This window comes from Streptomyces sp. PCS3-D2 (assembly GCF_000612545.2).
Lineage (GTDB): Bacteria > Actinomycetota > Actinomycetes > Streptomycetales > Streptomycetaceae > Streptomyces.
In genome coordinates this window covers 7,447,919-7,470,845 of sequence record NZ_CP097800.1, presented here as the reverse complement: position 1 = coordinate 7,470,845, position 22,927 = coordinate 7,447,919, and the positions used below count along the sequence as shown (strand labels likewise).

The window sequence follows — 22,927 nt, the reverse complement described above, 5'->3', positions numbered from 1 at the left end:
AGCATGGAACTGAGCGCAGAGATAGCCGCCTTGCGGGCGGGTACCGGGGATCCGGGGCGTCTGGTAGGCGAGTTCCGGCGGGCTGTCTTGCTGGTGCCGCGTGCCGATGGTTCCGTGGATAGCACGGGCGGGTTGATCTCGGCTCTCTCGGGTGGGATTCGCTGGTTCTATGCGTTCACGGATGAGAAAGCGCTGGCCCGGTTCGCCGTGGCCCGGGGGGAAGCGGGCCGGGAGTGGCCGTTTCTGGCAATTCTGGGTGCGCGTCTGGTGGATGCGGTCGTTCCGGAGGTGGACGGCCCTGCCGGGGTCGCGGTGAACATTGCGGATCCGGATGGGTCGATGCTGTTTCCGCCCGTCGCCGGGATCGTCCCCGACGCGTACGCCGTGGACGTCGAAACCGAGTCCGGGTCTGTGGCGGGGGTGGCCTGATGGCCGGTGAGGGTCACCTTGAGGTCTCTCCGCAGGCCGTCGTCATGGTGCAGAGGGGGCTGCGGGCGGCGATAGCGGAACTGCGCGAGACCGGCGATGCCGCCGGAGCCTCGCAGGGGGCCGGCTTCGAGAATCTGTCGATGACCGCGATGGAGATCGGTCACGGCGCCTTGTCGAAGGACTTCGAGGACTTCTGCGAGTGCTGGGAGTGGGGGGTGCGCTCCCTGATCCAGAACGCCTCCGCCCTGGCGGGGAACCTCGGCATCGCCGCCGGCACGGTCTGGGAAGAGGACCAGTACGTCCAGGGCGCGTTCAAGGTCGTCGCCAACGCCGCGTACGGGAATCCGCACGCCAGTGAGGACGAGATCGAGCAGAAGTCCTGGGGCGACATCTTCAGCGCGGACGTCTACAAGCCGGACTACAGCGCCGAATCATTCGAGAAGGGCGCACAGGGCATCAAGGAGACCTGGTCGGACACGAAGGACACGGTGACCTCCACCGGCAGGATCGGGTCGCTGAAGGACCTGCTGGAGCAGACGAAGGGCAACGGGGGCGGTAGCTGATGGGCTGGCGGGACTTCGTACCGGACTCGATCGAGGACAAGGTCGAGCACGGGGTCGAGCAGGTCGGCGACGCCATCGAGTGGGCCGGTGACAAGACGGCCGACCTGGCGGAGGAGGTCGGACTCGACGAGGCCGGGGACTGGATCCGCGACACGTCCCGCTCGGCCGCCAACCAGCTCGGCGCCGACGTCTCCGAACTCGAACTCGGCCAGACCGACGACCCCAGGAAACTCATCTACGGCAGCATCTCCAAGATCCGCGCCCAGGTCTCGCACCTGGACGATTTCAAGGTGGCCTTCGAGTCGGTCGGCAACGGCCTGAAGGCCATGACGCAGCCCGAAGGGCTGAGGGGCAAGACAGCGGACACCTTCCGCGAGACGGTCGCCAAGGAACCCCCGCGCTGGTTCAAGGCCGCCGAAGCGTTCGGTAAGGCCGCCGAAGCCATGAATCGTTTCGCCGAAACCGTCGAATGGGCCCAGGGCAAGGCCAAAGAAGCCCTGGAGGAGTACGAGCACGCCCAGAAGGTCTCCACCGACGCCCGCACCGACCACAACAAGAAGGTCACCGCCTACAAGGACGCGGTCGAGGCGAAGGAAGACCCCCTGCCGCCCCGGCCCGTCGACGCCAAGGACTTCGTCGACCCGGGCAAAGCACTGGCCACCGCCGCGCAGGACAAACTCGACAACGCCCGCAAACAGCGCAACGAGGTCGCCGACACCACCGCCGCGGCCGTCCGCACCGCCCGGGACGCCGCCCCGCCCAAGCCCTCGTACACCCAACAGCTCGGCGACGGCCTGGACTACCTCGAACTCGCCAAGACCCACCTGGCCGGCGGCGTCGTCAAGGGCACCGCCGGGATCGTCAACTTCGCCCGCGCGCTCAACCCGACGGACCCGTACAACCTCGCCCACCCCGCCGAGTACCTCACGAACCTGAACTCGACGGCCGCCGGGCTGGTCACCATGGCCAACGACCCCTGGGACGCGGGCAAGCAGATGCTCGACGAGTTCATGAAAGATCCCTCCGAAGGTGTGGGCAAGCTCATCCCCGAACTCATCGGCTCCAAAGGCCTCGGCTCCCTCAAAAAAACTCGGCACCACCGCCAAACACCTCGACGAAGCGGCCGAGGCCGCGCGGTTGCGCAAGCTGGCCAATGACGCGCCCGACGGCACCCACAGCACCCCGGACGGCGACCGCAGCGCCGCAGGCGACCCGGTGGACCTCGCCACGGGCAGGATGTACCTGCCCCAGACGGACGTCGAGCTGCCGGGCATCCTGCCGCTGCTGTTTACCCGCCGCACTGAGTCCGGCTGTGCCGTCGGTCGCTTTCTGGGTCCCGCATGGGCCTCCACCGTCGACGAGCGCCTGCAGATCGACGCGGCCGGCGTGGTCCACGTCACCGCCGAGGGGCTGCTGATCCCCTACGCGCACCCGGTCCCCGAGGTGCCCACCCGACCGCGGAAGGGCAACAGCCGGGCCCTGCTCGCCCGCGACGGCAGCGGCGACTACACGGTTACCGCCCCCGACAGCGGTCTCGTCTTCCACTTCGCCGGTCCGTTCGGCAGCGAGCCGGGCGGTGACGGCGAAGCCTGGCTATCGGGCATCAGCGAGCGCAACGGCCACACCATCACCGTCGAACGCGACGCGGACGGTGTGCCGCTGGCCCTGGTGCACTCGGCGGGCCACCGGATGAACGTGTCGGTCTCCGACGGCCTGGTCACCGCCCTGGCCCTGGCCGGAGCAGGCCAGGACGGCGCGGACCTGCTCCTGATAGCGTACGGCTACGAGGGCGGTGACCTCACCACGGTCACCAAGCCGTCCGGCGCCACCACCACCTTCGCGTACGACGACCGCCGCCGGGTGATCGCTTGGACCGACTCCAACGGCAGTCGCTACGACTACGTCTACGACGACCTGGACCGCGTGGTCGCGGAGGGCGGCGAGGCGGGCCATATCCAGATCACCCTGTCGTACACCGACCCGGATCCGCGGACGGGCCGGCACATCACCACGGTCACCACCTCCGAGGGGCACACGACCCGGCACCTGTTCGGTCCCGGCTGCAAGCTGCTAGCTCTCACCGACCCTCTCGGCCACACCACCCGCTTCACCTACGATGCGCGCGGCAACCTGCTGTCCCGCACCGACCCCCTCGGCCGCACGACTGCGTTCTCCTACGATAAGGAGGGCCGCGTCGTCCGCGCCGTCCGCCCCGACGGCAGTGAGCTGGACACCGTACGCGGCCGGTTCGGACTGCCCGTGGAGGTGGTGGGGCCGGACGGCTCACGCCTGTTCCACGAGTTCGACGAGGGCGGCAACCGCACCGCGGTCACCGACCAGGCCGGTGCCACCACCCGCTACACCTACGACCACGCCGCCCGTCTCACCTCGCTCACGGACCCCGATGGGGCCACGACCCACGTGCGGTGCAACGCCGCAGGACTGCCCGTCGAAGTCACCGACCCGGCCGGCGCCGTGACCCGCACGGACCGCGACGCCCTCGGCCGCCCGGTCCGCATCACCGATCCGGTGGGCGGCGTCACCCTCCTGGAGTGGGATGCCGACGGGCGACTCGCCCGGCGCACCGGCCCCGACGGCGGGGCCGAATCGTGGACGTACGACGGCGAGGGCAACCTGCTCTCCCGCGCCGACGCCGCCGGCGGCGTCACGCGCTACGAATACACCCACTGTGATCTGCCCGTCTCCCGCACCGAGCCCGACGGCGCCCGCTACGAGTTCGAGCACGACTCCGCGCTGCGCCTCACCCGCGTCACCAATCCGCACGGGCTGACCTGGACGTACTCCTACGACGCCGCCGGCAACGTCGTCTCCGAGACGGACTTCGACGGCCGTACGCTCACGTACCGGCTGGACGCCGCGGGTGCCCTGGCCGCACGTGTCGACGCGCTTGGCGGGACCATCGCGTTCGAGCGCGACCTGCTCGGCCAGGCGGTCACCAAGGACGTCGACGGCCGGGTGACGCACTACACCTACGACAGGGCCGGACGCCTGCTGGAAGCATCCGGGCCCGAGGGGGAGCTGCGCTACCAGTATGACCGGCGCGGACGCACCAAGACCGAGATGGTCAACGGTCGTCCCATCAGTTATGCCTACGACACGGCCGGCCGCCGCACGCGCCGCACCACCCCCACGGGGCACGTCACCTCCTACTCCTACGGCGCCGACGGACGGACCCGTCGCCTCACCACCGGCGGCCACCACGTCGACTTCACGCATGACGCTGCCGGACGCGAACTGAGCCGCGCCTTCGGCGACGCGATCACGATGGCCTCGGCCTGGGACGAGGCCGGACGGCTCTGCGAGCAGCACGTCACCGCCGCAGGGCACTCCGTCAATAGCCGAGCCTACGCCTACCGCGCCGACGGCCGTCTGACGTCCGCAGCGGACGGACTGTCGGGCACCAGGACCTTCGACCTCGACCGGGCGGGCCGGGTCACGGCCGTCCACGCCCGTGGCTGGACGGAACGGTACGCGTACGACACCGCTGGCAACCAGACCTCGGCGTCTTGGCCCTCCAGCCACCCCGGCGGCGAAGCCACCGGACCGCGCACGTACACCGGTACCCGCATCACCCAGGCCGGCGGCGTCCGGTTCGAGTACGACGCCCTCGGCAGGGTCACTCTGCGGCAGAAGACCCGGCTCTCCCGGAAGCCGGACACCTGGCGCTACACATGGGATACGGAGAACCGCCTCACCTCTGTGACCACCCCCGACGGAACCCGCTGGAGGTATCGATTCGACCCGCTCGGCCGCCGCGTGGCCAAGCAGCGGCTGACGGCGGACGGAGAAAGCGTGGCCGAGGAGGTCCGCTTCACCTGGGACGGCCTGACGCTGTGCGAGCAAATCAGCCACCGGCCGGACCAGCCCCACACAGTCGCCCTCACCTGGGACCACCGCGGCGACGTGCCCTTGGCGCAGACCGAGCGCATCCTGACGGCCGACGAGCGCCAGGAGGAGGTCGACCGCAGGTTCTTCGCCATCGCCACCGACCTCATCGGCGCGCCCACCGAACTGCTCGACGAGACTGGCCACATCGCTTGGCGCTCCCGGGCCACTCTGTGGGGAACCACCGCCTGGGCCCGCGACAGCAGCGCCCATACCCCGCTCCGCTTCCCCGGCCAGTACTACGACCCAGAGACCGGCCTCCACTACAACCATTTCCGCCACTACGACCCGGAGACCGGCCGCTACGTCTCTCCTGACCCCCTCGGCCTGGCCCCCGCCCCGAACCCCGTCGCGTACGTGTCCAACCCCCTGGACGGCTGGGACCCGCTGGGTCTGATGCCCAAATACACGAAGGAAGAGAAGGCCGCCAAGGCGAGGGAAGATGCCAACAAGGCCATGAACGACGTCATCGAAAGGGCACAGGACGGCAAGTTCAAGAAGGCCGGCAACTACCACGGCGACACCGGGCACGGCTTCAGCGACGAGCGGGTCCTTGAGATCCTGAAGAACCCGGACGCGGTGTACCACTCGACGGCGAACAGCGGGAACCTGATCTTCCGGCAGGGCGAGGACATCGTGGTGACGACAGGCGGTCCGCCCGGGGCGGGCAATGCGATCACGGCGTACGGTCCGTCCGGTGTCCTAGGCGATTCCGGGGCAAGGGCGACGGGCGGCCTGCCCACCGATCCTGGCGGCCCGATTACCCACACCGACATCGTGGAGGGCAGGATTCCCGCCAAGAACGGCTACATGGCTCCGGCCGTACAGATCCGATGAGGCGGGATACCGCATGAGACTCACCATCGACGGCGACTGGACCGCGACCGTCACGGGTGAACCGCTGACGACCGCACCCGGCTTCGTCTTCCGGGACTTCCGTGTGCGCGTCGCGACATACACGGACGTGAAGGAGCGCGAACGGTTCCAGCTCGCCACCTTCGGCAGTCAGGACTGGCTGTGGGACACGCCCGACGAGCTCCGCTTCGATCCGGCGAGCCGGGAACTGGTCGGCGCCGAGTTCCGGGTACCAGCCGAGGCAGCGGACGACGAGGACGTCGCCCGGGTTCCTGACCTCCCCGCCGTACACCCGGGCGGTCTCCGCGCGGACGAGGTCCGGGACTTCCGCCTGGAAGTGACCTCAGACCTCTGCCGCGGCCCGGGCGACAACGTACTCACCTGCCTGCGCGACCTCGACGTACTGGACGCGCCGCTGGAAGCCCGCATCGGCATCGCACCCGATGTGGCGCTGCTCGTGCAGCACGGCGCTGTCGTCGGCTGGAGCCTCACGGATCCGGTACGCTACCTGACCAGTGGTTTCGCCGCGCCGGACCCCGCTCCGCCCGCGCCGGCAACACGGCTTCTGTTCAGCCGCTGCCTCGACCTGGTCACCTCGCCTCTGCTCGACGAGGTGAGAGACCGCAGGCCCCAGGCCCTCGCCACGCTCCGGGAACTCGAACACGCCCTGCGGAACCAGCGGGAGGACCGCCACCGGGCCGAAGCGCTGCTCGTATTCGTCACGGAGCTGGTCGAGGACTACGGGTGATGCCGTAGTCGGTCGGTCGCCAGCGTGAAGGGCCCCGGACCAGCTGGCGGTTTCTAGGGGGCGTCGCAACACGTGGTCGGTTTGATCAGGCCGCGAGCAGTTTATGCAGGCGCTCGGCTGCGGTTTCCCAGCCGAGCGTTTTGCGTGGGCGGCCGTTGAGCTGGGCGGCGACGGCGTCGAGGTGCGCACGACTGTGGACGGCCAGGTCGGTGCCCGTGGGAAAGTACTGGCGGAGCAGGCCGTTCGTGTTCTCGTTCGAGCCGAGTTGCCAGGGACTGGCCGGGGCTCAGAAGTAGACCGGAACGTCGGTCGCGACGGTGAACTCGTGATGGCGGGCCCATCTCCGAGCCTTGATCCCATACCAGGGACCGTTTCAGGCGGGCGGGCAGCCGCTTGACAGTCTCCTGGAGGGCGTCGCGGACCTGCTCGGCGCCCCGGCCGTTCGGCAGGTGCACGAGCATCACGTAGCGGGTGGCGCGCTCGACGAGGATGCCGATCGCGGACCCGCTGTCCTTGCCGATGATCAGGTCGCCTTCCCAGTGCCCGGGCACCGCCCGGTCCTCCGCCTCAGCGGGACGCTCGCTGATCATGACCATCGGCTCGGCGCAGCGGGGCCGTGCTGCTGGGTCTGGCGGTGAGGCTTGCGGCGGGCTCGTCCGGTCCGCAGGGCTCCGGCGAGCTCCCGCCGCAGTTCGCCGCGTCCTTGCACGTAGAGGGCCTGATAGACGGTTTCGTGGACCACGTGCATCTCCGGCCGGTTCGGGAGCTGCGCCCGCAGAGCCTCGCAGATCTGCTCCGGGCTCCACAGCTGTCCAGCCCGGCCTGGACCGCGGCCCGCAGCTCGGGATTCCGGCTGATCTTTCGCGGTTGGGGCCGGGGCTGGCGGTCATCGGCGCGGGCCTGGGCCGCGAAGGGGCGGTACTGCCCGTTTACGGGGTGCCGATTGCGCCGGATCTCCCGGCTGACCGTGGAGGGGCTGCGGCCCCTCTCGGCGGCGATCGCGTCCTGACCGTAGCCTTCTCCCGCACGCGGTCGGCGAGGTTGCGGTGCAGGTGAGGTTGCGGCGGCGATCGACGCCTGCGGGGACGGGTGGGGTGGCTAATGGGGCGAAAGGCCACGTGTTCCTGTCTCATCCCAGGATGACCGTTCTCCGAGGTCGTGTGCTTCCAGCTTCGCGGGTGTGCGCCTGGGCGCATTCGGTCCGGCGCGGTACGCCGGAAGCATGCCGAAGCGACGTCCGTATCCGAGTGATCTGTCCAATGCCCGCTGGGAGTTGATAGAGCCGGTCCTGGTCGCGTGGCGTTTCGAGCGCCGCGGCCGGGCCCTGGACTTCGGCCGGCCGCCCGAGCACGACCTGCGCGACATCATGGACGCGATCTTGTATGTCGACCGCACCGGGGTCCAGTGGCGCTACCTCCCGCACGACTTCCCGCACTGGAACACGGTCTACGGCTACTTCGCCAAATGGGCGGACGAGGGTGTGTTCGCCCAGCTCAACGGCCTGCTCCGGCAGCTTCTGCTAGAGAAGGACGAGCGGGACGCGGAGCCGACGGCCTGCGTGATCGACGCGCAGAGCGTCAAGACGTCCACCAGCGCCCCCGCCCGCAGCCAGGGCATCGACGCCGGCAAGAAGATCGTCGGCAGGAAGCGAAGCATCGTCACCGACATGCTCGGCCTGCTCCTCGCCGTGCTGGTCACCGCGGCGAGCGTGCAGGACTCCGTAGCCGGCACCCGACTCCTGGACCAGGTCGCCGCCGAACACCCTGCGATCCGCAAGCTGTGGGGCGACGGCGGTTACCGCCGGCACCTCGCTGAGCGCCGCCCCACTCGGCATCGACATGGAGATCACCATCCGCAAGCCCGGGACCAGGGGATTCACCCCCATACCTACGGCTGGCTCATGCTCCACCGACGCCTTGCCCGCGACTACGAAGCCTTGCCCCCGCGCTCCGAAGCCATCGTCCACATCGCCATGACCCACCTCACGGCCCGCCGCCTCACCAGCGAGAACACCATTTCCTGGCGCGACCCGAAGAAGCCCACCAAACAGCTCATCTCAGGATGAAACATCGGACGAAAACGACCTCTAAGAGGACGTTAAGTCCGTTCTTCCTCGGTTCGTGATCGCTCGATCGTGGTACTGATCGCCATGCCGGACACCTGCTAGACATGTCCATGCTGAGATGCGGGCCATGGAGAGAAAGCCGTACCCCAGCGACTTATCGGACGAGCAGTGGGCGTTGATCCAGCCGATGATCGCGGCCTGGAAGCAGGACCGGGTGGCACGGTCGGCGACCGGTGATCCCGGGTCCTGCGACCTGCGGGAAGTCGTGAACGCGATCTTCTACCAGAACCGGACGGGCTGCCAGTGGCGCTACCTGCCGCATGACCTGCCGGCCTGGTCGGCGGTGTTCTACTACTTCACGCTGTGGCGCCAGGACGGCCTCGACCAGCGCATCCAGGAACTCCTGCGCTGCCAGGTGAGGGAGAGAGCCCGCCGATTAGAGGACCCGTCCCTCGTGATCATCGACACCCAGTCCGTCCGCGCCGCGGCGGGTGTCCCGAAGACCACGACGGGGCTGGACGCGCACAAGAGGATGTCGGGCCGCAAGCGGGGACTGGCCGTCGACGTCCTGGGGCTGGTCATCGGCGTTGTTGTGCTGGACGCCTCCGCCCATGACAACGCCGCCGGCACCGCCCTGCTCGACCAGGCCGCCGAGCGGTGCGGCAACCGCCTGGAGAAAGCCCTGGTGGACCAGGGCTTCAAGGACGAGGTCCTCATCCACGGCGCACTGCTGGACATCGACGTCGAGATCGTCCGCCGAAACCCCGCTGACCAGGGCAAAGGCTTCATTCCGCAGCCCAAGCGGTGGATCGTGGAGCAGGTCAACGGCACGTTGATGCTGCACCGCCGCCTCGCCCGTGAGTACGACCACCGGCCCGACAACTCCGCCTCACGCGTCTACTGGGCCTCGATCGCGAACATGGCCCGCCGCCTCACCACACCGTCTCCGGCCTGGCGCGACACCCTCGGGCTGGCCGCGTGAACGTCGCCGAGCTCCTGGCAGGCCTCCAGGCCCAGCACGACGAGACCACCGCCCGGGCCGCTGAACTACGCGACCAGATCCAGCACTTGACCGCCGCCCTGGCCGAGGCCGAAGCGCGACTCGCGGACCTGGCCACCACCGCCAAGGTCATCGCCGAACTTGCACCCGCTGGAGGTGACCCAGGCCCACCCGAGACGAACACCGCCTACCAGGCCATCGTGAACGCCTTCAACCAGCACCCCGACCAGGTCTTCCGAGCCCGTGAGCTGCACGAACTCCTCGACATGCCCACCGACGAGGCATCCGTCAACATCACCCGCAGCCGCCTCGGACGCCTCACCCGCCAAGGCTTCCTCACCCAGCCCGGACGAGGCCGCTACCAGAAACGGACTTAACGTCCTCTAAGAGGTCGTTTTCATCGACGAAGCCCGTCTCTCCCCATTCGGGCCTGCTGCCAGGCAGCACAGGCGAGTATCGAGGTGTTCGCGTGTCGAACGAGGCGCCTGGGAGAACCGTAATGCCTGTCCTGTCCCAGAGAGTCTGTCTCATCCCAAGAGGCGCTGATTCCATCTATTCAACCCAGGTCGACGCTCCTGAAAGTGAGACGCAAGAGGCGCCAGGACTGAGGTGGGGCGCCAGAGGCGACGCAAATTATCTGAAAACGACCTCTAAGGGCCTTCTGCCTCGCGGCATGATCTCGGGCGGCACGATGCGGCGCGGGTACCTGGAACGTCGTTGGCTGCCGAGCGGACTGCGTGTCCGAGTTTCAAGCGGCTGGTCAGTGCACATGAGCTGCATCTGTTCTTCGTGCCGGCGCGGCACGAGGCGGCGTGGGCGGCGTAGCGGTTGGATACGGATGGAGATCAACTGGCCCTGCTGCTGGCGTTGAAGTCGTACCAGCGGATGGGCTGGTTCCCGAGGCCGGAGGAGCATCCGGAGGCGGTGGTCGATTTCGTGCGCCGCATGGTGGAGCTGCCGGAGGCTACGCCGGTTGTGGGGGGCCGTACGGCGGTGCGGAAGCGGCGGGTGGTGCATTCGCCGGCCCTTGACGACCTCGGTCTCCTGTCCCCGACCCGGGTGCAAAGCAGGCGTCTCAGCTCTCGGCGGGGGTGGCGGGCTGGTCTGCTTGCCGGGAATCGGATCGCCATCAACGGGGTTGGTGGTGGATGAGCCGTTAATTGGAGGGTCATGAGGGCGATTCAGGTGTACGAAGTGGGCGGCCCCGAGGTGCTGCAGGAGGCCAAGGTGGACCAGCCGCGGCCGGGTCCGGGCGAGGCGCTCGTGGAGGTCGCCGCATCCGGGGTCAACTTCCTCGACGTCTACCACCGCGAAGGCCGGTACAGCCTCCCGCTGCCCTTCACCCCGGGCACTGAGGGCGCCGGCACGGTCGTCGAAGTCGGACCCGGCGTCGCTCACGTCGCAGTCGGGGACCGGGTCGGCTGGGTGGAGATACCCGGCACGTATGCCGAGCAGGCCGTTGTGGACTCCTCCCTGCTGGTGCCGCTGCCCGACGATATCGGCTTCGAAACAGCCGCCGCCGTGCTCCTCCAAGGCATGACCGCGCACTATCTCGTCAAGGACGCCTACCCGGTGCAGGGGGGCGACACGGTGCTCGTGCATGCGGCTGCTGGTGGCATGGGGCTGCTCTTGACCCAGCTCGTCACCCATCTCGGCGGCAGGGTGATCGGCACGACGTCGACCACGGCGAAGGCCGAGCTGGCGAAGCGTGCCGGGGCCGCTGAGGTGATCCTTTCCTCCGCAGTTGACGATCTCGCAGCTGAGGTGAGGCGACTCAACGGCGGTCAGGGACTGCCGGTTGTCTTCGACGGCGTCGGCGCGCACACCTTCGATGCGAGCCTCGCCAGCCTGCGAACCCGCGGCCATCTCGTGCTCTTCGGCGCGGCAAGTGGTGCCGTGCCGCCGTTTGATCCGATTCGGCTCGCCCACGGCGGTTCGCTGACCCTGATCCGGCCCAGCCTCGGGGACTTCATCGCCGATCGGTCCGAACTGCTCCGACGGGCCGCCGATGTGTTCGAGTGGGTGCGCTCGAAGGCGCTTGAGGTCACCGTAACGGGCCGCTACGCATTGTCCGAGGCCGCCCAGGCCCACAGCGATCTGGAGGCCCGGCGTACCACCGGCAAGTTGCTCGTCGTACCCGATGCAGCCGCTATGGGACGCCGCGAGGAGACGCAGAGCTGATCGCGGGTGAAGAGGTCGGGGATCTTGGAGACTGAGATGTCAAGGGCATGGCCAACCGTCATCGCCAAGCGGATATCGGCTCACCTGGCCGTGGTCTACGGCGCTGAGGTGTCCAAGTCGACGATCTCCACGATCACTGAAAGTCATAGTGATATGCGGGTCCCTGGTGGTCGTGACCCAGTCACTGCCTGACGTCCTGCTGGACTGTCCTTGCCTTGATCTGTCCGACTGCCGGGGCCCGGCTCCAGGGCTCCGGCCGGGTGGAACATGACCTGATAGCGCCTCTGTGTGTCAAGCGGCATGAGCGAGGTGGTTCCGCTGATCTCGTTTCATGATCCGGTAGATCACGTTGGACAGGCGTCGCTCGAGGGCCCGGCGGGCCTCCGAAGGCGTCTTCCCCTCACTGCTCTTGCGGAGGTAGTAGTCCTGCCCGCGCCCACCGTCGCGGATCTGGCAGACGGCGATCGTGTGCAGCACCGAGTTCAGCGCGCGGTGGGCCTTGACCCTTGATCCTGGACACACGAGACACTGGATCCTGAGGATCTGAGAACGGACATCTCGTGGTCATGAATAACTATCCGCCGCAGTTCAAGGCGGACGCGGTCGCGCTGTACCAGTCGCGGCCCGAGGCGACGATCAGGCAGGTCGCCGCCGATCTGGGGATCAACCCCGAGACCCTGCGGAACTGGGTCCGTGCCGCTGGTGCGAGCCGGCCGCGGGGGCGCCGGGCGGAGGTGCCGACCGAGCCGCCGACACCGTTGGAGGCCGAGAACGCCGCTCTGCGCAAGAAGGTCCGCGAGCTGGAGGAAGAGCGCGAGATCCTGCGCAAAGCGGCGAAGTATTTCGCCGGGGAGACGCGCTGGTGAACCGCTTCCAGTTCGTCGCCGACCATCAGCGCCGTTACGGCGTGAAGCGGCTGTGCACCATCCTGGGCATCGCCCGCTCCAGCTTCTGCTACTGGCGTCGGACAGCCGCGGACCGGGCCGCCCGGCAGGTGGCTGACGCCCGCCTCGCCGCGCGAATACGGGCCGTGCACTGCGAGTCGGACGGCACTTACGGCGTCCCCAGGATCACGGCCGAGCTCCGCGAGGCGGGCGAGCGTGTCAACCACAGGCGGATCGCGCGGGTGATGCGGGGTGCCGGCCTGACGGGCGTGCGCTTGCGCCGCAGGCAACGCACCACTGTTGCGGACCCGGCGGCAGCGAAGGCCCCCGGACCTCATCGGCCGCGACTTCACGGCGAGCGAGCCGAACACGAAGTACGTCGGCGACATCACCTATCTCCCCCTCGACGGCGGGAAGTTCCTCAATCTGGCCACCGTCATCGACCTCGCATCACGCCGCCTGGCCGGCTGGGCGATCGCGGACCACATGCGCACCGACCTCGTCACCGACGCCCTGGCCGCCGCCGAACGCACCCGCGGCAGCCTCGCCGGGGCGGTCATGCACACCGACCACGGGGCCTGGTCAGTACACCAGCCGGACCTTCGCTGACGCCTGCCGCCGGGCCGGCGTCCGCCAGTCCATGAGCGCGATCGGCAGCTCGGCGGACAACGCGCTCGCCGAGTCCTTCAACGCGACCTTCAAACGAGAAACGCTTCAAGGCCGAAAGCACTGGTCCAGCGAACGCGAGGCCCGCCTCGACGCGTTCCGCTGGCTGCACCGCTACACCACCCGACGCCGTCACTCCCGCCTCGGACAACGCAGTCCCATCGCCTACGAGACAGCACTCGACACAACATCAACTACCCTGGCCCAAGCCGCATAGCCCGTGTCCAAGATTCCGGGTCAAGGTCCCGGAGCATCCGCTCGGGCCTCTCGGCCCGCGCGTAGCGTTTGACGGTGTTCAGGGCCAGCTGCAGTCGGCGGGCGCATTCGAGCAGGCCCACGCCCTGTCCGAGCAGGTTGTGGACCTGGTGCCAGCGTTCCAGGGTCGTCTGCGCGCGGGGCCCGTTGTAGAGGGGCGTGTCCAGAACGGCGGCCCAGCAGATGATGTGTGCTTTCACCTCGGCCAGGGCAGCTTCGCACAGGTTGTGCCACAGGTGCCACCGGTCGGCGACTTGGACCGCGCCGGGCAGGGCGCGGCGGATGGCCTCGGCGCAGGTCGTGGAGCCGTCTCGGCAGACAACCTCGATGCCCGGATGCCCGCGCAGCCACGCTTGCAGCGTGTCGGCCGTGCGGTCGGGCAGCACGTCGATCCGCTCATGCGTTTCTGCGTCGATCACCCCGGTGGCGTAGCGGTGCCCCCACACGGCCCCGCCAGCTTTCCACCGGAGGGGCCGCGCGGGTGGTCGCTGGTTATCCAGTGACGGCATGGCGAGCCGCGGTCAAGGCGCCGAAGACCTGACGGCCGCCACGCATTGCAGCGCCCGATGTATGGGGCTGCTACTTGTTGAGGCTGGTGTGGTTCCACCAGCCTTGGCGCCCGGCAGTGAAGGTGACCTTGCGGGTACCGATCAGGCCTTCGTAGGGCTTGCCCATCACCAGGGGGCTCGTCTTGACGACGCCTTTCGGGTCCTTGGTGGAGGGGATTCTTACGGTGCTCGGGTGAACTCCACGTCCGTGCCGCCGCAGCCGGCCGCGACGTCGAGCAGCCGGTCCCGCTCAGCCGCGTCAACCGCGAGGCCCCAACGGAGCTTCGTCGCGGTCCACTCCGCGCCGTACCGGCGCAGCGCGTCCGCGGACGGCGGCAACCACTCCGCCGGATCCTGGTCCGCCTTCGACCGGTTCGAGCGGGCCGTCACCGCCACCAGGGAAGCCGCCTGACCCTGGTCGTTCGCGTACGCCTCACGCCGCGCCGCCGTCCACGCCGAAGCCCCAGCTGGCGGGGAGCGCTATTCGAGCCGTGCGGCATTCCTGGCTCCGAAGCACCTGACAGCAGGGGCAGGCTGACGTCAGTTGTCGTCGCGGCGCCATCGATACCGCCACGCCGCGTCGAGGCAGGCCATCTCCTCATTGTGGAAGCCTGGCCGCGGCTGGCCCAAACGGTCTGCCCCTTCCACGCACCGCTCGTCGTTGTGGAGTGCGAGACCGTAGACCGCAACAAGCTGGACCCGGCGCTCCGGGTGGTCGAGGAGAGCGCCCATGGCATCGGTCAGCGCGAGATCGACGTTCCCGACCGCGCCAACACTGAGGCAAGCCGCGATCCGTACGTCTGTGTCAGGGTCGCTCATCAGCACCAGGAGTCCCTCACGAGCTTCGTCGGACAGGTATGTGGAGTCCGAGCGCGTGCCGAGCCCGGCGGCCACCGCTCGCCGGACGCCGGCGTCGTGGTGGCCGACCTGTGCCAGGAGGGCCGCTTCGGCACGTGGTCCGGCGGACGAATAGAGGCCGTGCAGCACCTCTGCGAGAACGACGTCGTCCATCTCCTCTGCCGACCAGTCGGTGAGGGCGGCCACGGCGAGAACGCAGAACTCTTCCGCGTGGCTGTCAGCGAAGAGCTCGATCAGCCGCATGAGCTCGGCACCGAACAACCGGCGGGACGGGTCCGCATCAGCGCGCAAGGTCTCGGCGGCCGTCCAGGTCTCCTGCTCACGTCGGTGAGACAGCACAATCGCGGCCCGTCCCCACGCTGCGTGGTCCTTGTCGCGGTCCAAGGCGCGTGTGATGAGTTCCTCGCACGAGGTACGGATGCCGAGCAGTTCCTCCAGGCGCGTGAGGATCGCCCCGTGCCCGTCTCGCACGGTCATTCCGCCGAGAGTGAGCTCGCCGACTGTGTAGTACTCATCGTCCTGGACTCGGGTATAGACAAGATCGTCTTGGGATCCGGTGCGGCGCCGCAGTTCGGTTTCGGCCCCCGCCTCGTGCCAACTGCTCGCGAGATCCCGCATCTCCATCAGCTCGGACGCCGCGTACCTGTCCCGGATGCTGTGGGTCAGAAGGGCGTCGACCAGCGCGGGCGAACCCGAATCAACCGCCTCGCGCAGGGGCAGCAGCTCGTCCGGCGCGCACTTGCTGGCATCCGCCCCACCCGCGAGTAGCAGTTCAGCGACGTCACCGTGGAACGCCTGGACAGCCACAGCGAACGCGGCGGTCCGCTCGTCGTAGTCCCCGTCGTCCCCGTCGTCCTCCAGAAGCTGCTTCACAAGGAACGTGTCCCCAGCCCGAGCAGCGGCGATCAGCGAAGCCTTCACCACACCGCTCACGCGCCCACCGACATCCATGACTTCACTCCCCCGCCGTGTTCCCGCAGCTCAGTCTAGGTCTGCCCATCCAGCCCCACCTGGAGGACGTCGTCGTAGTAGGAGTTCCACACCCCTCCGGTCAGCACGCAACCGGCACCGACGGTCGGTGCCTCGATGGCCTTGGCGATGTGGACGTCGTTGCGGGCGGTGCAGCCGTTCTTGTCGTCGTCCTTCCAGTGCGGGTACAGCTCCCGCTGGTAGCCCTCGCGGATCTCGTCCGCGACCGGCAGCACGGTGATCCCGTCCATGAGGGTGACCTCGTCGCCTGTGCGGGGGAGGCGGGCGCGAGAACAGCGAAGGCGAGGGTGGCGGTCATGAGGCCCCGACGCAAGTTCTTGATCATGAGCTCGGTGACAGCGCGTCACCGGCCGCCGGGCCGAACGAGGTCGGGGGCTCACACTCCGGCGGGGGAGCGGGTTCACCGCAGAAACGCGCCTGCGCCCTCCGCCCGCTCCTCAGGTTCGAGGTAGCCGCCCCCGTCCGGGCTGCGGTGGACGTCCGCGTACACCAGCACCTGCATCTCGGCCTCGCTCGGGGTGCGGCGCGGCCGGCACGGGCCGCTGGAGAGGAACAGCTCCGAGATCCGCTGGGCGGCTTGGACGGCGGCTGGCTCGTGGACCCGGATCTCGATGGTGATGACGTTCTCGTCGTTCATGCCCTCGGCAACCTGCCTGCACAGGACACGGTTGCCGCTCGCGCGCCAGGTGCACCCCCATCAAGTGTTCCAAAGCCCGGCCCGCTGGCTGCGAGCGCGTTGTGAGAGGGCGGTTCGTGAGTCTTCGGGTGGTTCTGGTGTCGCCTGATGGTGTGGGTGCGGGCTGAATCGGCTGGCTCCCGGTCTCTGATCTGTTGATGTGATGAGGTGACTGAACGCAAGCCGTACCCGAGTGACTTGTCGGACGGGCAGTGGGCGTTGATCGAGCCGGTGATCACGGCGTGGAAGGACCGGCACCGCCCGGTCAGCGGCCACCCGGGCGCCTATGCGATGCGGGAGATCGTGAACGCGATCCTCTACCAGGGCCGGACCGGCTGCCAGTGGGCCTACCTCCCGCACGACCTGCCGCCCAAGAGCGCGACGTATTACTACTTCGCCGCTTGGCGGGACGACGGAACGGACCAGGTCATCCACGAGCTCCTGCGCTGCCAGGTCCGTGAGAAGGCCCGCCGATACAGGTTGGCGTCCGGGTCCGGAAGAGGCCTCCGGCCCCTGGCCGATCGTCGGGTCCGGTGCGACAGGACCGCTGAGACAGGACAGCGATGCCCTCTCGCGGGAGAGGTTGAGCATTCTCAACGGACATTGAGCGCGCGGCCGCGTGTGAGCTGGTGCGCGCCGGGGGCTGCGATGCCTGACTCCCTCGCCGCTCTGTACAGCGCCCTGAACAGCATGACGACATCAGTCCCATTCGCCCCGCGTGGCTACCACTTCGCGAAGGGCGTACGGAGCGCGACCTCGGGAGCGGCCCGCCGTAGGGCTGCCCCGAAATCACGGGCCAGACCGGTGAGAAGCTCCAGTGCTTCCGCACGTGACAGGACCTCCCGGTCGGGATCCGGACGCCATGCCGTGCCCGAGGTGCATCGGATCTCCGTCGCGTCCCCCGCGGGTACGAAGGTCAGGCTCGATCCCCTGCCCGTACAGGTCGATCTCGGCGAGGAGGCCCGAGCGCAGAGCGTCGATCGCCACGGGGAGCTGCTCGATCACCGAGGAGAGATCGTACGAGATGCTGACCGGCCACTCCTCCTGGCCGAACCCGGAGACGACGAACAGCGCATCGGTGTCGGAAAGCAGCTGGCACGCGTCCATGGCCAGCGACTCGTAGTCCTCGGAGAGTTCGATGTCCAGCAGGTCGGCCGGCAGTTCCGCCGCAGGAGGCGTGAGAGACATCCGCATGCGTGTTCCACCGTCATTTCATTTCACTATGGGGAAGGCTGTTTTGTGCGTTCCGTCGGGTTTCGGGACCATGCGGACGTGCGTCGGTTCCACGATCGACCCGTCAGGCTTGATGACCTGACCCATTCCCGGCGGGATAGTTTCCGCACGCCCTGGATGGTGTAGGTCAGATGAAAGCGTCGGCCGATCACCGTCTTGATCCGCGCGAGCGTCCACCGCTGGTCCTCCCAGCCGTGCGCGGCCGGCCCCTTGGCCAGCTCCGCCTCCAGCTGGGCGAACTGCTCCTCGCTCAGCCTCGGCAGTGACGCCGGCCCCTGTGACCGCAGAGCCCGTGGGCCGCCCTCGTCCCACATCTGCCGCCGTCGCTGCACGGAGCGGACGCTGACGCGCAGGTCCTTGGCGATCAACGAGCTCGCCTCGCCCTGGGCGAACCGCTCGGCCGCCTTCAGCCGTAACTCCTGGCGGAACTGCTGTCGTTCTGCGGTCAGCCCGCCCCCTTGTGGATACCGCATGCTCCGGTGATACCGCAGGGACGACGAGCCGTCAGCCCCTACAACTCCACGAGTTCAACCTCAGTAGTTGGCCCGGGCTAGCGCTGGGGAAGGCCCCGCAGGGCGGCGGGTAAAACTGACTCCCGGCCGAGGCAGGGCCGGAGCTGGTCATTAGTAGCTGTTGTCGTTCCGATCTTGAGGGGTGGGCGTCGAACGGGAGTCTCGATCGGGTGATCGCGGCTGGCCGCGGGCATGAAGGCAGGGCCTCTTGGTAGCTCGGGGTTGCGAAGCCAACCGAGATCCAGGAGACCCTGTTGCCGCAGTTGTACGTGCTCACGCCGGTGAAGTCCAACTCGGCTGCACCGTCGTGTGATTGTGTCGCTCACAGGTTCGGGAATGCGGCCGATCATCCGGAGCGTGTTCGGCGGTATCCCTCGGACATGACGGACGCGGAGTGGGCCGTGGTCCGGCCACTGTTGCCGGTGCCGGGCTGGATGCGCGGCCGCGGCGGGCAGCCGGAGGCGTACTGCCACCGGGCGATACTGGACGCGATCCGCTATCTCGTGGACAACGGGATCAAGTGGCGGGCGATGCCCGGCGACTTCCCGCCGTGGGACCGGGTCTATGCATTCTTCCGCCGCTGGCGCGACCACGTGCTGGTCCAGGAGTTTCATGACCGGCTGCGTGGCCGGGTCCGCCAGGAGGCGGGTCGGGATGCGGAGCCGACGGCCGGCGTGATCGACTCGCAGTCGGTCAAGGCGGACGCCGTGGTCGGCGCCGACAGCCGCGGGTTCGACGGCGGGAAGCTGATCAACGGGCGCAAGCGGCATGTCGTGGTCGACACCCTCGGCCTGCTGCTGGGCGTGATGGTCACGAGCGCGGACATCGGCGACCGCGCCGCCGCGAAGGTGCTGCTTGAGCGGGCGGCCGATGCCCACCACCGGCTGGAACTCGTCTGGGCCGACGGCGGCTACACCGGCAGCCTCGTCGAGCACTGCCTGGCCACGCTCGCCCTGGTCCTGGCGATCGTCAAGCGCAGCGACGACAGGCGCGGCTTCGTGGTGCTGCCCAAGCGGTGGATCGTCGAGCGGCTCTTCGCCCACCTGATGCGAAGCCGCCGCCTGGCACGCGACTACGAACGCCGCACCACCAGCGCCGAGGCGATGATCTACTGGTCGATGACCATGATCATGACCCGCCGCCTGACCCGCTCACGCTCCGCGCGAGCGTGAACCGGCCCGGTGCAGGTTCGGCCAGCCAGCCCCGCGCGACCAGGCGTTTCGCCTTCGACCGCAGGGCCTCCACCTTGGCCGGCACCGTCTCCATGCCGAAGGCGGAGGCCATCTCCTGGCAGGTCAGCGGGCCCTGACCGAGACGGACCCGGTCCGCGAGCGCGGCCAGGATGCGCTGATAGTCCGCCGACAATGCCGTCACGGCCAGCCCCTCGCGCCACACCGGAACCTGCGACTTCGCCTTCGCCGCCACCGGCACGGACGCCTGCACCCCGGCATCCGTCCCGGCACCGCCCGGTCGTTCGGCGGCCACCGCGTCGGCCGGACACCCGCCCGGCGCGGACAGCACGGCACCCACACGCTCACGGGCGATCGTCCACTCCAGCCACTCCTGCTCGGCCGCCGCGAGCTCGGCCTGGATCCGGTCGGCTTCCTCGCGCAGCCCGTCCACGCGACGACGGGCGGCAAGCTCGTGCTGTTCCAGCAGTCCGACAACCGACGGCATCCGCGACCTCCACGAGAGCGACGAAAACAACGATCCATCACTCCCACACGGACGCCACCACTACCCCTGACCAGCGAAAACGCCGTCATCAAACTCGGAAAGACAACAGCCTCTTACCGCGGAACCGCCCCTCTCTGAGTGGGAAGGGCACGACCCGCAGTTGTTGTCGGCCGATGAGTTCGAGATCGTTTGGTCGACCGCCCGCGGTGAGCTTCAGGATCGTCAGCGGCGCCCCTCTTCCTGAGCACGTCCACTGCTGCGGCCTCCGACCAGGAAACGGCCATCTTCAATGCGAAACCGGCCGTCAGCGTCTCGCCAACCTGACAAGGTCCTATGCAGGTGGCATCACCCTCGCCATGATCCATGAGCCGCGCCAACCGCACCGCCCACGCGTCTTCGCAACGCCTCGTCGCTGCCCTCAGTAGGTCGCGGTTGAAGCCGTCACCCCGCAGCTCAACGGCTGTGCCCCTGCAAGATCTCATGAGACGGGACATGCACTCATCTCGTTCTTAATCTTCGGTGGTCTGTGGCTGGGTAGGCAGCCGGGCCATGAAAGCGTCAAGCTGTTCGATGATCTTGCGGAGTTCGCGGGCTCCGCGAGGCGACATTGCTCGGATCACGCCGTCCAGTAGGGCACGGCCTTCGAGGGGGTTGCCGCAACAGTGCCAGTGCACGTTGCCGAACTCGGCGTCGTGCCAGAGCTCGCGTGCGGGGCGGTGGACGTAGTCCTTCCACAGGCGCAAGGCCGCCCTGGTATCTCCCGGCTGGAGGTAGTTCCGCGTGCGTTCAAGGCGAATGATTTCGGACAGCACTCGCGGTGAGAGGCGGTCGATGGCCGGCCTTGAGTGCCGTGACTGCTGCTGGTCCGGGATTCCGGCCCGGATGCGTCCTGGCCGTCTACGCGGCATGGACCTTTCGGTTGGTCGTCATGGCGTACATGGTGCCACGATCCCGAACGGGGTCTCGAACGGGTTCGCTCACCTGGGTATTCGCCGGACGTGGGGGCGGCCTTCGCCTGATCATGTGCTCCGACCAAGGAATACACGTTCCCACGACGAAGGCCGGGAGGGTGAGTCTGCTGCACCACGATGTCCGGCGGGAAGCGTTCGCGGAAGCATCACGCTTCCGAGCTGAGTTCTATGAGTGTCTGACTGCCCGGCGTGACGCGTTGTTCGAGCTGACGGACGCACTGCTGTGTGTCGATGGGCCGGTGCTCTCACCCGTGGATCTGACGCTGGTGCCCGAGCATCGTCGTGGGCACGGAGCGTTGTACGGAGCCCTCAACCACGGCCGGATCGACGTCGACAGGTTGCGGTCCCTGCTGGCCGACATGCATCTGCCGCGCTTCGATGGCAGCCGTCTCGTGCTGGCGGTGGATGTGTCGCCGTGGCTGCGGTCGGACGCGCCGTGCTCGGCGGACCGGCTGTTCTGCCATGTCCATGGTCGGGCGAAGTCCGCGTCGCAGTTCATCCCGGGCTGGCCGTACTCCTTCGTCGCGGTCCTGGAGCCCGGTGCTACGTCGTGGACATCGATCCTGGACGTAGTCCGGCCCGGGCCTGAGGACGACGCGACCGCGGTCACCTCCGCCCACCTGAGGGCCGTGGCCGGCCAGTGGACGCCCGGTGACCCGGACATCACGATCGTCATGGACGCTGGCTACGACGTCACCCGCCTGGCCTGGGTGCTGCGGGATCTGCCGGTTGAGCTGGTCGGACGGATCCGCAGCGACCGGGTGATGCGTCTGTCGAAACCCCCGAGGGTGCACGGCGTCAACGGCCGGCCGCCCAAAGACGACCCGGAGTTCCACTTCGCCAAGTCCGAGACCTGACCCGAACCGGCCATCACCACGGCCACCGACACGGTGAACTACGGCAAGGCCGAGGTCCAGGCGTGGGACCGGGTCCACTCGAGACTGACCCACTGCTCGGCCTGGCTGGAACACGAGGGTGAACTCCCCATCGTGGAGGGCGCTCTGGTCCGTTTGAAGGTGGAGCACCTCTCGAAGGGCAGGGAGGCCCCGCCGGTGTGGTTGTGGTCCTCGCAGACCGGCGCCGCCCCGGCGGACGTGGACCTGTGGTGGCAGTGTGAACCGCGTGTCGTGGCCGTGGTCGGCCGCGCCGCCGCTCGGGCGACGCGGCCGGGTCCGTCGCGGTCAGTGTGTGGCGAGTTCCTCGACCTGTTTCGCGAGTTCTGCGGTGGGGGTGAGGATGCGTCCCAGTTCCTCGTGCCGGTCCATGCCGAGTTGTTCGACGGTGTCCTTGACGGCTTCGTCGGAGACGGAGATGTCGTCGGGGGCGGTGCGGGTCTCATAGCGCATGGTGATGCCGGCGGCGGGGGCGGTGGGGTGGGTCTGTTCGTGGGTCACCGGCCGGTAGTGCGTGATGTCGCCGTCGTCGGCTTCTTCGAGCTGGCCAATCTGGCTGGCCCAGTGGCTGGCATCGCGCATTTCACCGCGGCGCAGGTGGAGGAGGTAGAGGCACAGGGCGCCGGTGGGGTTGCCGGCTCCGGCGGCGAACTGCCACCAGAACTGGGCGCCGTCCTCGACGTGGGCGAGGTCCAGGAGGCAGGCGAAGGCGAGGGCGCCGCCGGGATCACGGGCGTCCTGGAAGCGGGCGATGTGGTCGGCGGCCTCGGTGTCGGTGATGACGTTCTGGGACAGGGCCCACAGCTGGTGGGCAGCCTGTTCGTGCAGGGCTGTCGGCCGGCTGGCCGGGGCGGGGGGAACGGTGGGGCCGCCGGCCAGGATGTGGCCCCAGCGCGCCTCGGTGAGGTGGCTTATCAGGCGTTCGCGGGCTGCTTCGAGGTGAGCGGGCGTGTAGTCGTCCTGGAAGACCCTGGCGCGGGCCAGCAGGTCGTCAACGGCGCGGGGGGTGTAGGGCAC

General features: G+C 68.5%; 17 protein-coding genes and 7 pseudogenes. 13 read left to right on the top strand and 11 right to left on the bottom strand.

What is annotated here, in order from left to right:
• Positions 1-3 precede the first annotated feature (3 nt).
• The 5 genes from AW27_RS33515 to AW27_RS33495 are packed head-to-tail and all read left to right on the top strand — an operon-like array spanning position 4 to position 6,501.
• A complete protein-coding gene (locus tag AW27_RS33515; protein ID WP_037930854.1) occupies positions 4-429 on the top strand; it encodes a hypothetical protein in 426 nt (141 codons plus the stop codon).
• Positions 429-992, top strand: coding sequence for a hypothetical protein (locus AW27_RS33510; RefSeq protein ID WP_037930857.1), 564 nt, complete (start codon positions 429-431; stop codon positions 990-992). Before AW27_RS33515 ends, AW27_RS33510 begins: the two co-directional genes overlap by 1 nt.
• Positions 992-2,149 carry a putative T7SS-secreted protein gene (locus tag AW27_RS33505; RefSeq protein WP_236647896.1) on the top strand — a complete coding sequence of 386 codons (1,158 nt, stop codon included), beginning with the start codon at positions 992-994 and terminating at the stop codon, positions 2,147-2,149. Before AW27_RS33510 ends, AW27_RS33505 begins: the two co-directional genes overlap by 1 nt.
• The gene (locus AW27_RS33500) at positions 2,130-5,735 is read left to right on the top strand and encodes an RHS repeat-associated core domain-containing protein (protein ID WP_236647897.1); all 3,606 of its coding nucleotides are present in this window, start codon (positions 2,130-2,132) and stop codon (positions 5,733-5,735) included. Before AW27_RS33505 ends, AW27_RS33500 begins: the two co-directional genes overlap by 20 nt.
• 13 nt (positions 5,736-5,748) lie before the next feature.
• The gene (locus tag AW27_RS33495; protein WP_037930863.1) at positions 5,749-6,501 is read left to right on the top strand and encodes a hypothetical protein; all 753 of its coding nucleotides are present in this window, start codon (positions 5,749-5,751) and stop codon (positions 6,499-6,501) included.
• An 85-nt stretch (positions 6,502-6,586) separates the two neighbouring features.
• Here the strand turns inward: AW27_RS33495 and AW27_RS33490 are convergent.
• Positions 6,587-7,697, bottom strand: a pseudogene (locus tag AW27_RS33490) (IS30 family transposase).
• A gap of 26 nt (positions 7,698-7,723) precedes the next feature.
• Here AW27_RS33490 and AW27_RS33485 point away from each other — a divergent pair.
• From AW27_RS33485 to AW27_RS33470, 4 genes are all read left to right on the top strand, one after another.
• A complete protein-coding gene (locus AW27_RS33485) occupies positions 7,724-8,566 on the top strand; it encodes an IS5 family transposase (RefSeq protein WP_236647898.1) in 843 nt (280 codons plus the stop codon).
• 127 nt (positions 8,567-8,693) lie between these two features.
• On the top strand, positions 8,694-9,548 hold the full coding sequence (locus tag AW27_RS33480) for an IS5 family transposase (protein WP_037930871.1): 855 nt from the start codon (positions 8,694-8,696) through the stop codon (positions 9,546-9,548).
• A complete protein-coding gene (locus AW27_RS33475) occupies positions 9,545-9,943 on the top strand; it encodes a hypothetical protein (RefSeq protein ID WP_037930874.1) in 399 nt (132 codons plus the stop codon). Before AW27_RS33480 ends, AW27_RS33475 begins: the two co-directional genes overlap by 4 nt.
• A 793-nt stretch (positions 9,944-10,736) precedes the next feature.
• Positions 10,737-11,747, top strand: a complete 1,011-nt coding sequence (locus AW27_RS33470; RefSeq protein ID WP_037930877.1) for a quinone oxidoreductase family protein — start codon at positions 10,737-10,739, stop codon at positions 11,745-11,747.
• 291 nt (positions 11,748-12,038) lie between these two features.
• Here AW27_RS33470 and AW27_RS33465 read toward each other — a convergent pair whose 3' ends face one another.
• Positions 12,039-12,269, bottom strand: a complete 231-nt coding sequence (locus AW27_RS33465) for a hypothetical protein (protein ID WP_201773430.1) — start codon at positions 12,267-12,269, stop codon at positions 12,039-12,041.
• 38 nt (positions 12,270-12,307) lie between these two features.
• Between AW27_RS33465 and AW27_RS33460 the strand changes: the two are divergent.
• A pseudogene (locus AW27_RS33460) lies at positions 12,308-13,514 on the top strand (IS3 family transposase).
• Positions 13,515-13,542: 28 nt separating this feature from the next.
• Here AW27_RS33460 and AW27_RS33455 read toward each other — a convergent pair.
• The 5 genes and pseudogenes from AW27_RS33455 to AW27_RS33435 all read right to left on the bottom strand — a co-directional run.
• A pseudogene (locus tag AW27_RS33455) lies at positions 13,543-13,989 on the bottom strand (transposase); the annotation flags it as partial.
• Between the two features lie 291 nt (positions 13,990-14,280).
• Positions 14,281-14,568: pseudogene (locus tag AW27_RS33450) on the bottom strand (HNH endonuclease); the annotation flags it as partial.
• A 72-nt stretch (positions 14,569-14,640) separates the two neighbouring features.
• Positions 14,641-15,909 (bottom strand): HEAT repeat domain-containing protein, encoded by a 1,269-nt coding sequence (locus tag AW27_RS33445; protein ID WP_052031404.1) that lies wholly within the window; start codon positions 15,907-15,909, stop codon positions 14,641-14,643.
• A 35-nt stretch (positions 15,910-15,944) separates the two neighbouring features.
• Positions 15,945-16,178 (bottom strand): hypothetical protein, encoded by a 234-nt coding sequence (locus AW27_RS33440; RefSeq protein WP_052031405.1) that lies wholly within the window; start codon positions 16,176-16,178, stop codon positions 15,945-15,947.
• Between the two features lie 170 nt (positions 16,179-16,348).
• Positions 16,349-16,585, bottom strand: a complete 237-nt coding sequence (locus AW27_RS33435) for a hypothetical protein (protein WP_037930886.1) — start codon at positions 16,583-16,585, stop codon at positions 16,349-16,351.
• Positions 16,586-16,792: 207 nt separating this feature from the next.
• Here AW27_RS33435 and AW27_RS33430 point away from each other — a divergent pair.
• Positions 16,793-17,098 (top strand): annotated as a pseudogene (locus tag AW27_RS33430) (transposase); the annotation flags it as partial.
• 315 nt (positions 17,099-17,413) lie between these two features.
• Here the strand turns inward: AW27_RS33430 and AW27_RS33425 are convergent.
• A complete protein-coding gene (locus AW27_RS33425; RefSeq protein ID WP_037930889.1) occupies positions 17,414-17,818 on the bottom strand; it encodes a hypothetical protein in 405 nt (134 codons plus the stop codon).
• A 137-nt stretch (positions 17,819-17,955) separates the two neighbouring features.
• Positions 17,956-18,330 (bottom strand): annotated as a pseudogene (locus AW27_RS33420) (winged helix-turn-helix domain-containing protein); the annotation flags it as partial.
• 419 nt (positions 18,331-18,749) lie between these two features.
• On the opposite strand from AW27_RS33420, the gene AW27_RS33415 reads away from it, so the two are divergent.
• Positions 18,750-19,541, top strand: a complete 792-nt coding sequence (locus tag AW27_RS33415; protein ID WP_304949944.1) for an IS5 family transposase — start codon at positions 18,750-18,752, stop codon at positions 19,539-19,541.
• On the opposite strand, the gene AW27_RS33410 is transcribed toward AW27_RS33415, so the two are convergent.
• The gene (locus AW27_RS33410; RefSeq protein ID WP_304949943.1) at positions 19,498-20,046 is read right to left on the bottom strand and encodes a hypothetical protein; all 549 of its coding nucleotides are present in this window, start codon (positions 20,044-20,046) and stop codon (positions 19,498-19,500) included. The genes AW27_RS33415 and AW27_RS33410 overlap by 44 nt on opposite strands.
• Before the next feature lie 1,021 nt (positions 20,047-21,067).
• Between AW27_RS33410 and AW27_RS33405 the strand changes: the two are divergent.
• Positions 21,068-22,129: pseudogene (locus AW27_RS33405) on the top strand (transposase); the annotation flags it as partial.
• Between the two features lie 69 nt (positions 22,130-22,198).
• Here AW27_RS33405 and AW27_RS33400 read toward each other — a convergent pair.
• A complete protein-coding gene (locus tag AW27_RS33400; protein ID WP_052030749.1) occupies positions 22,199-22,927 on the bottom strand; it encodes a hypothetical protein in 729 nt (242 codons plus the stop codon).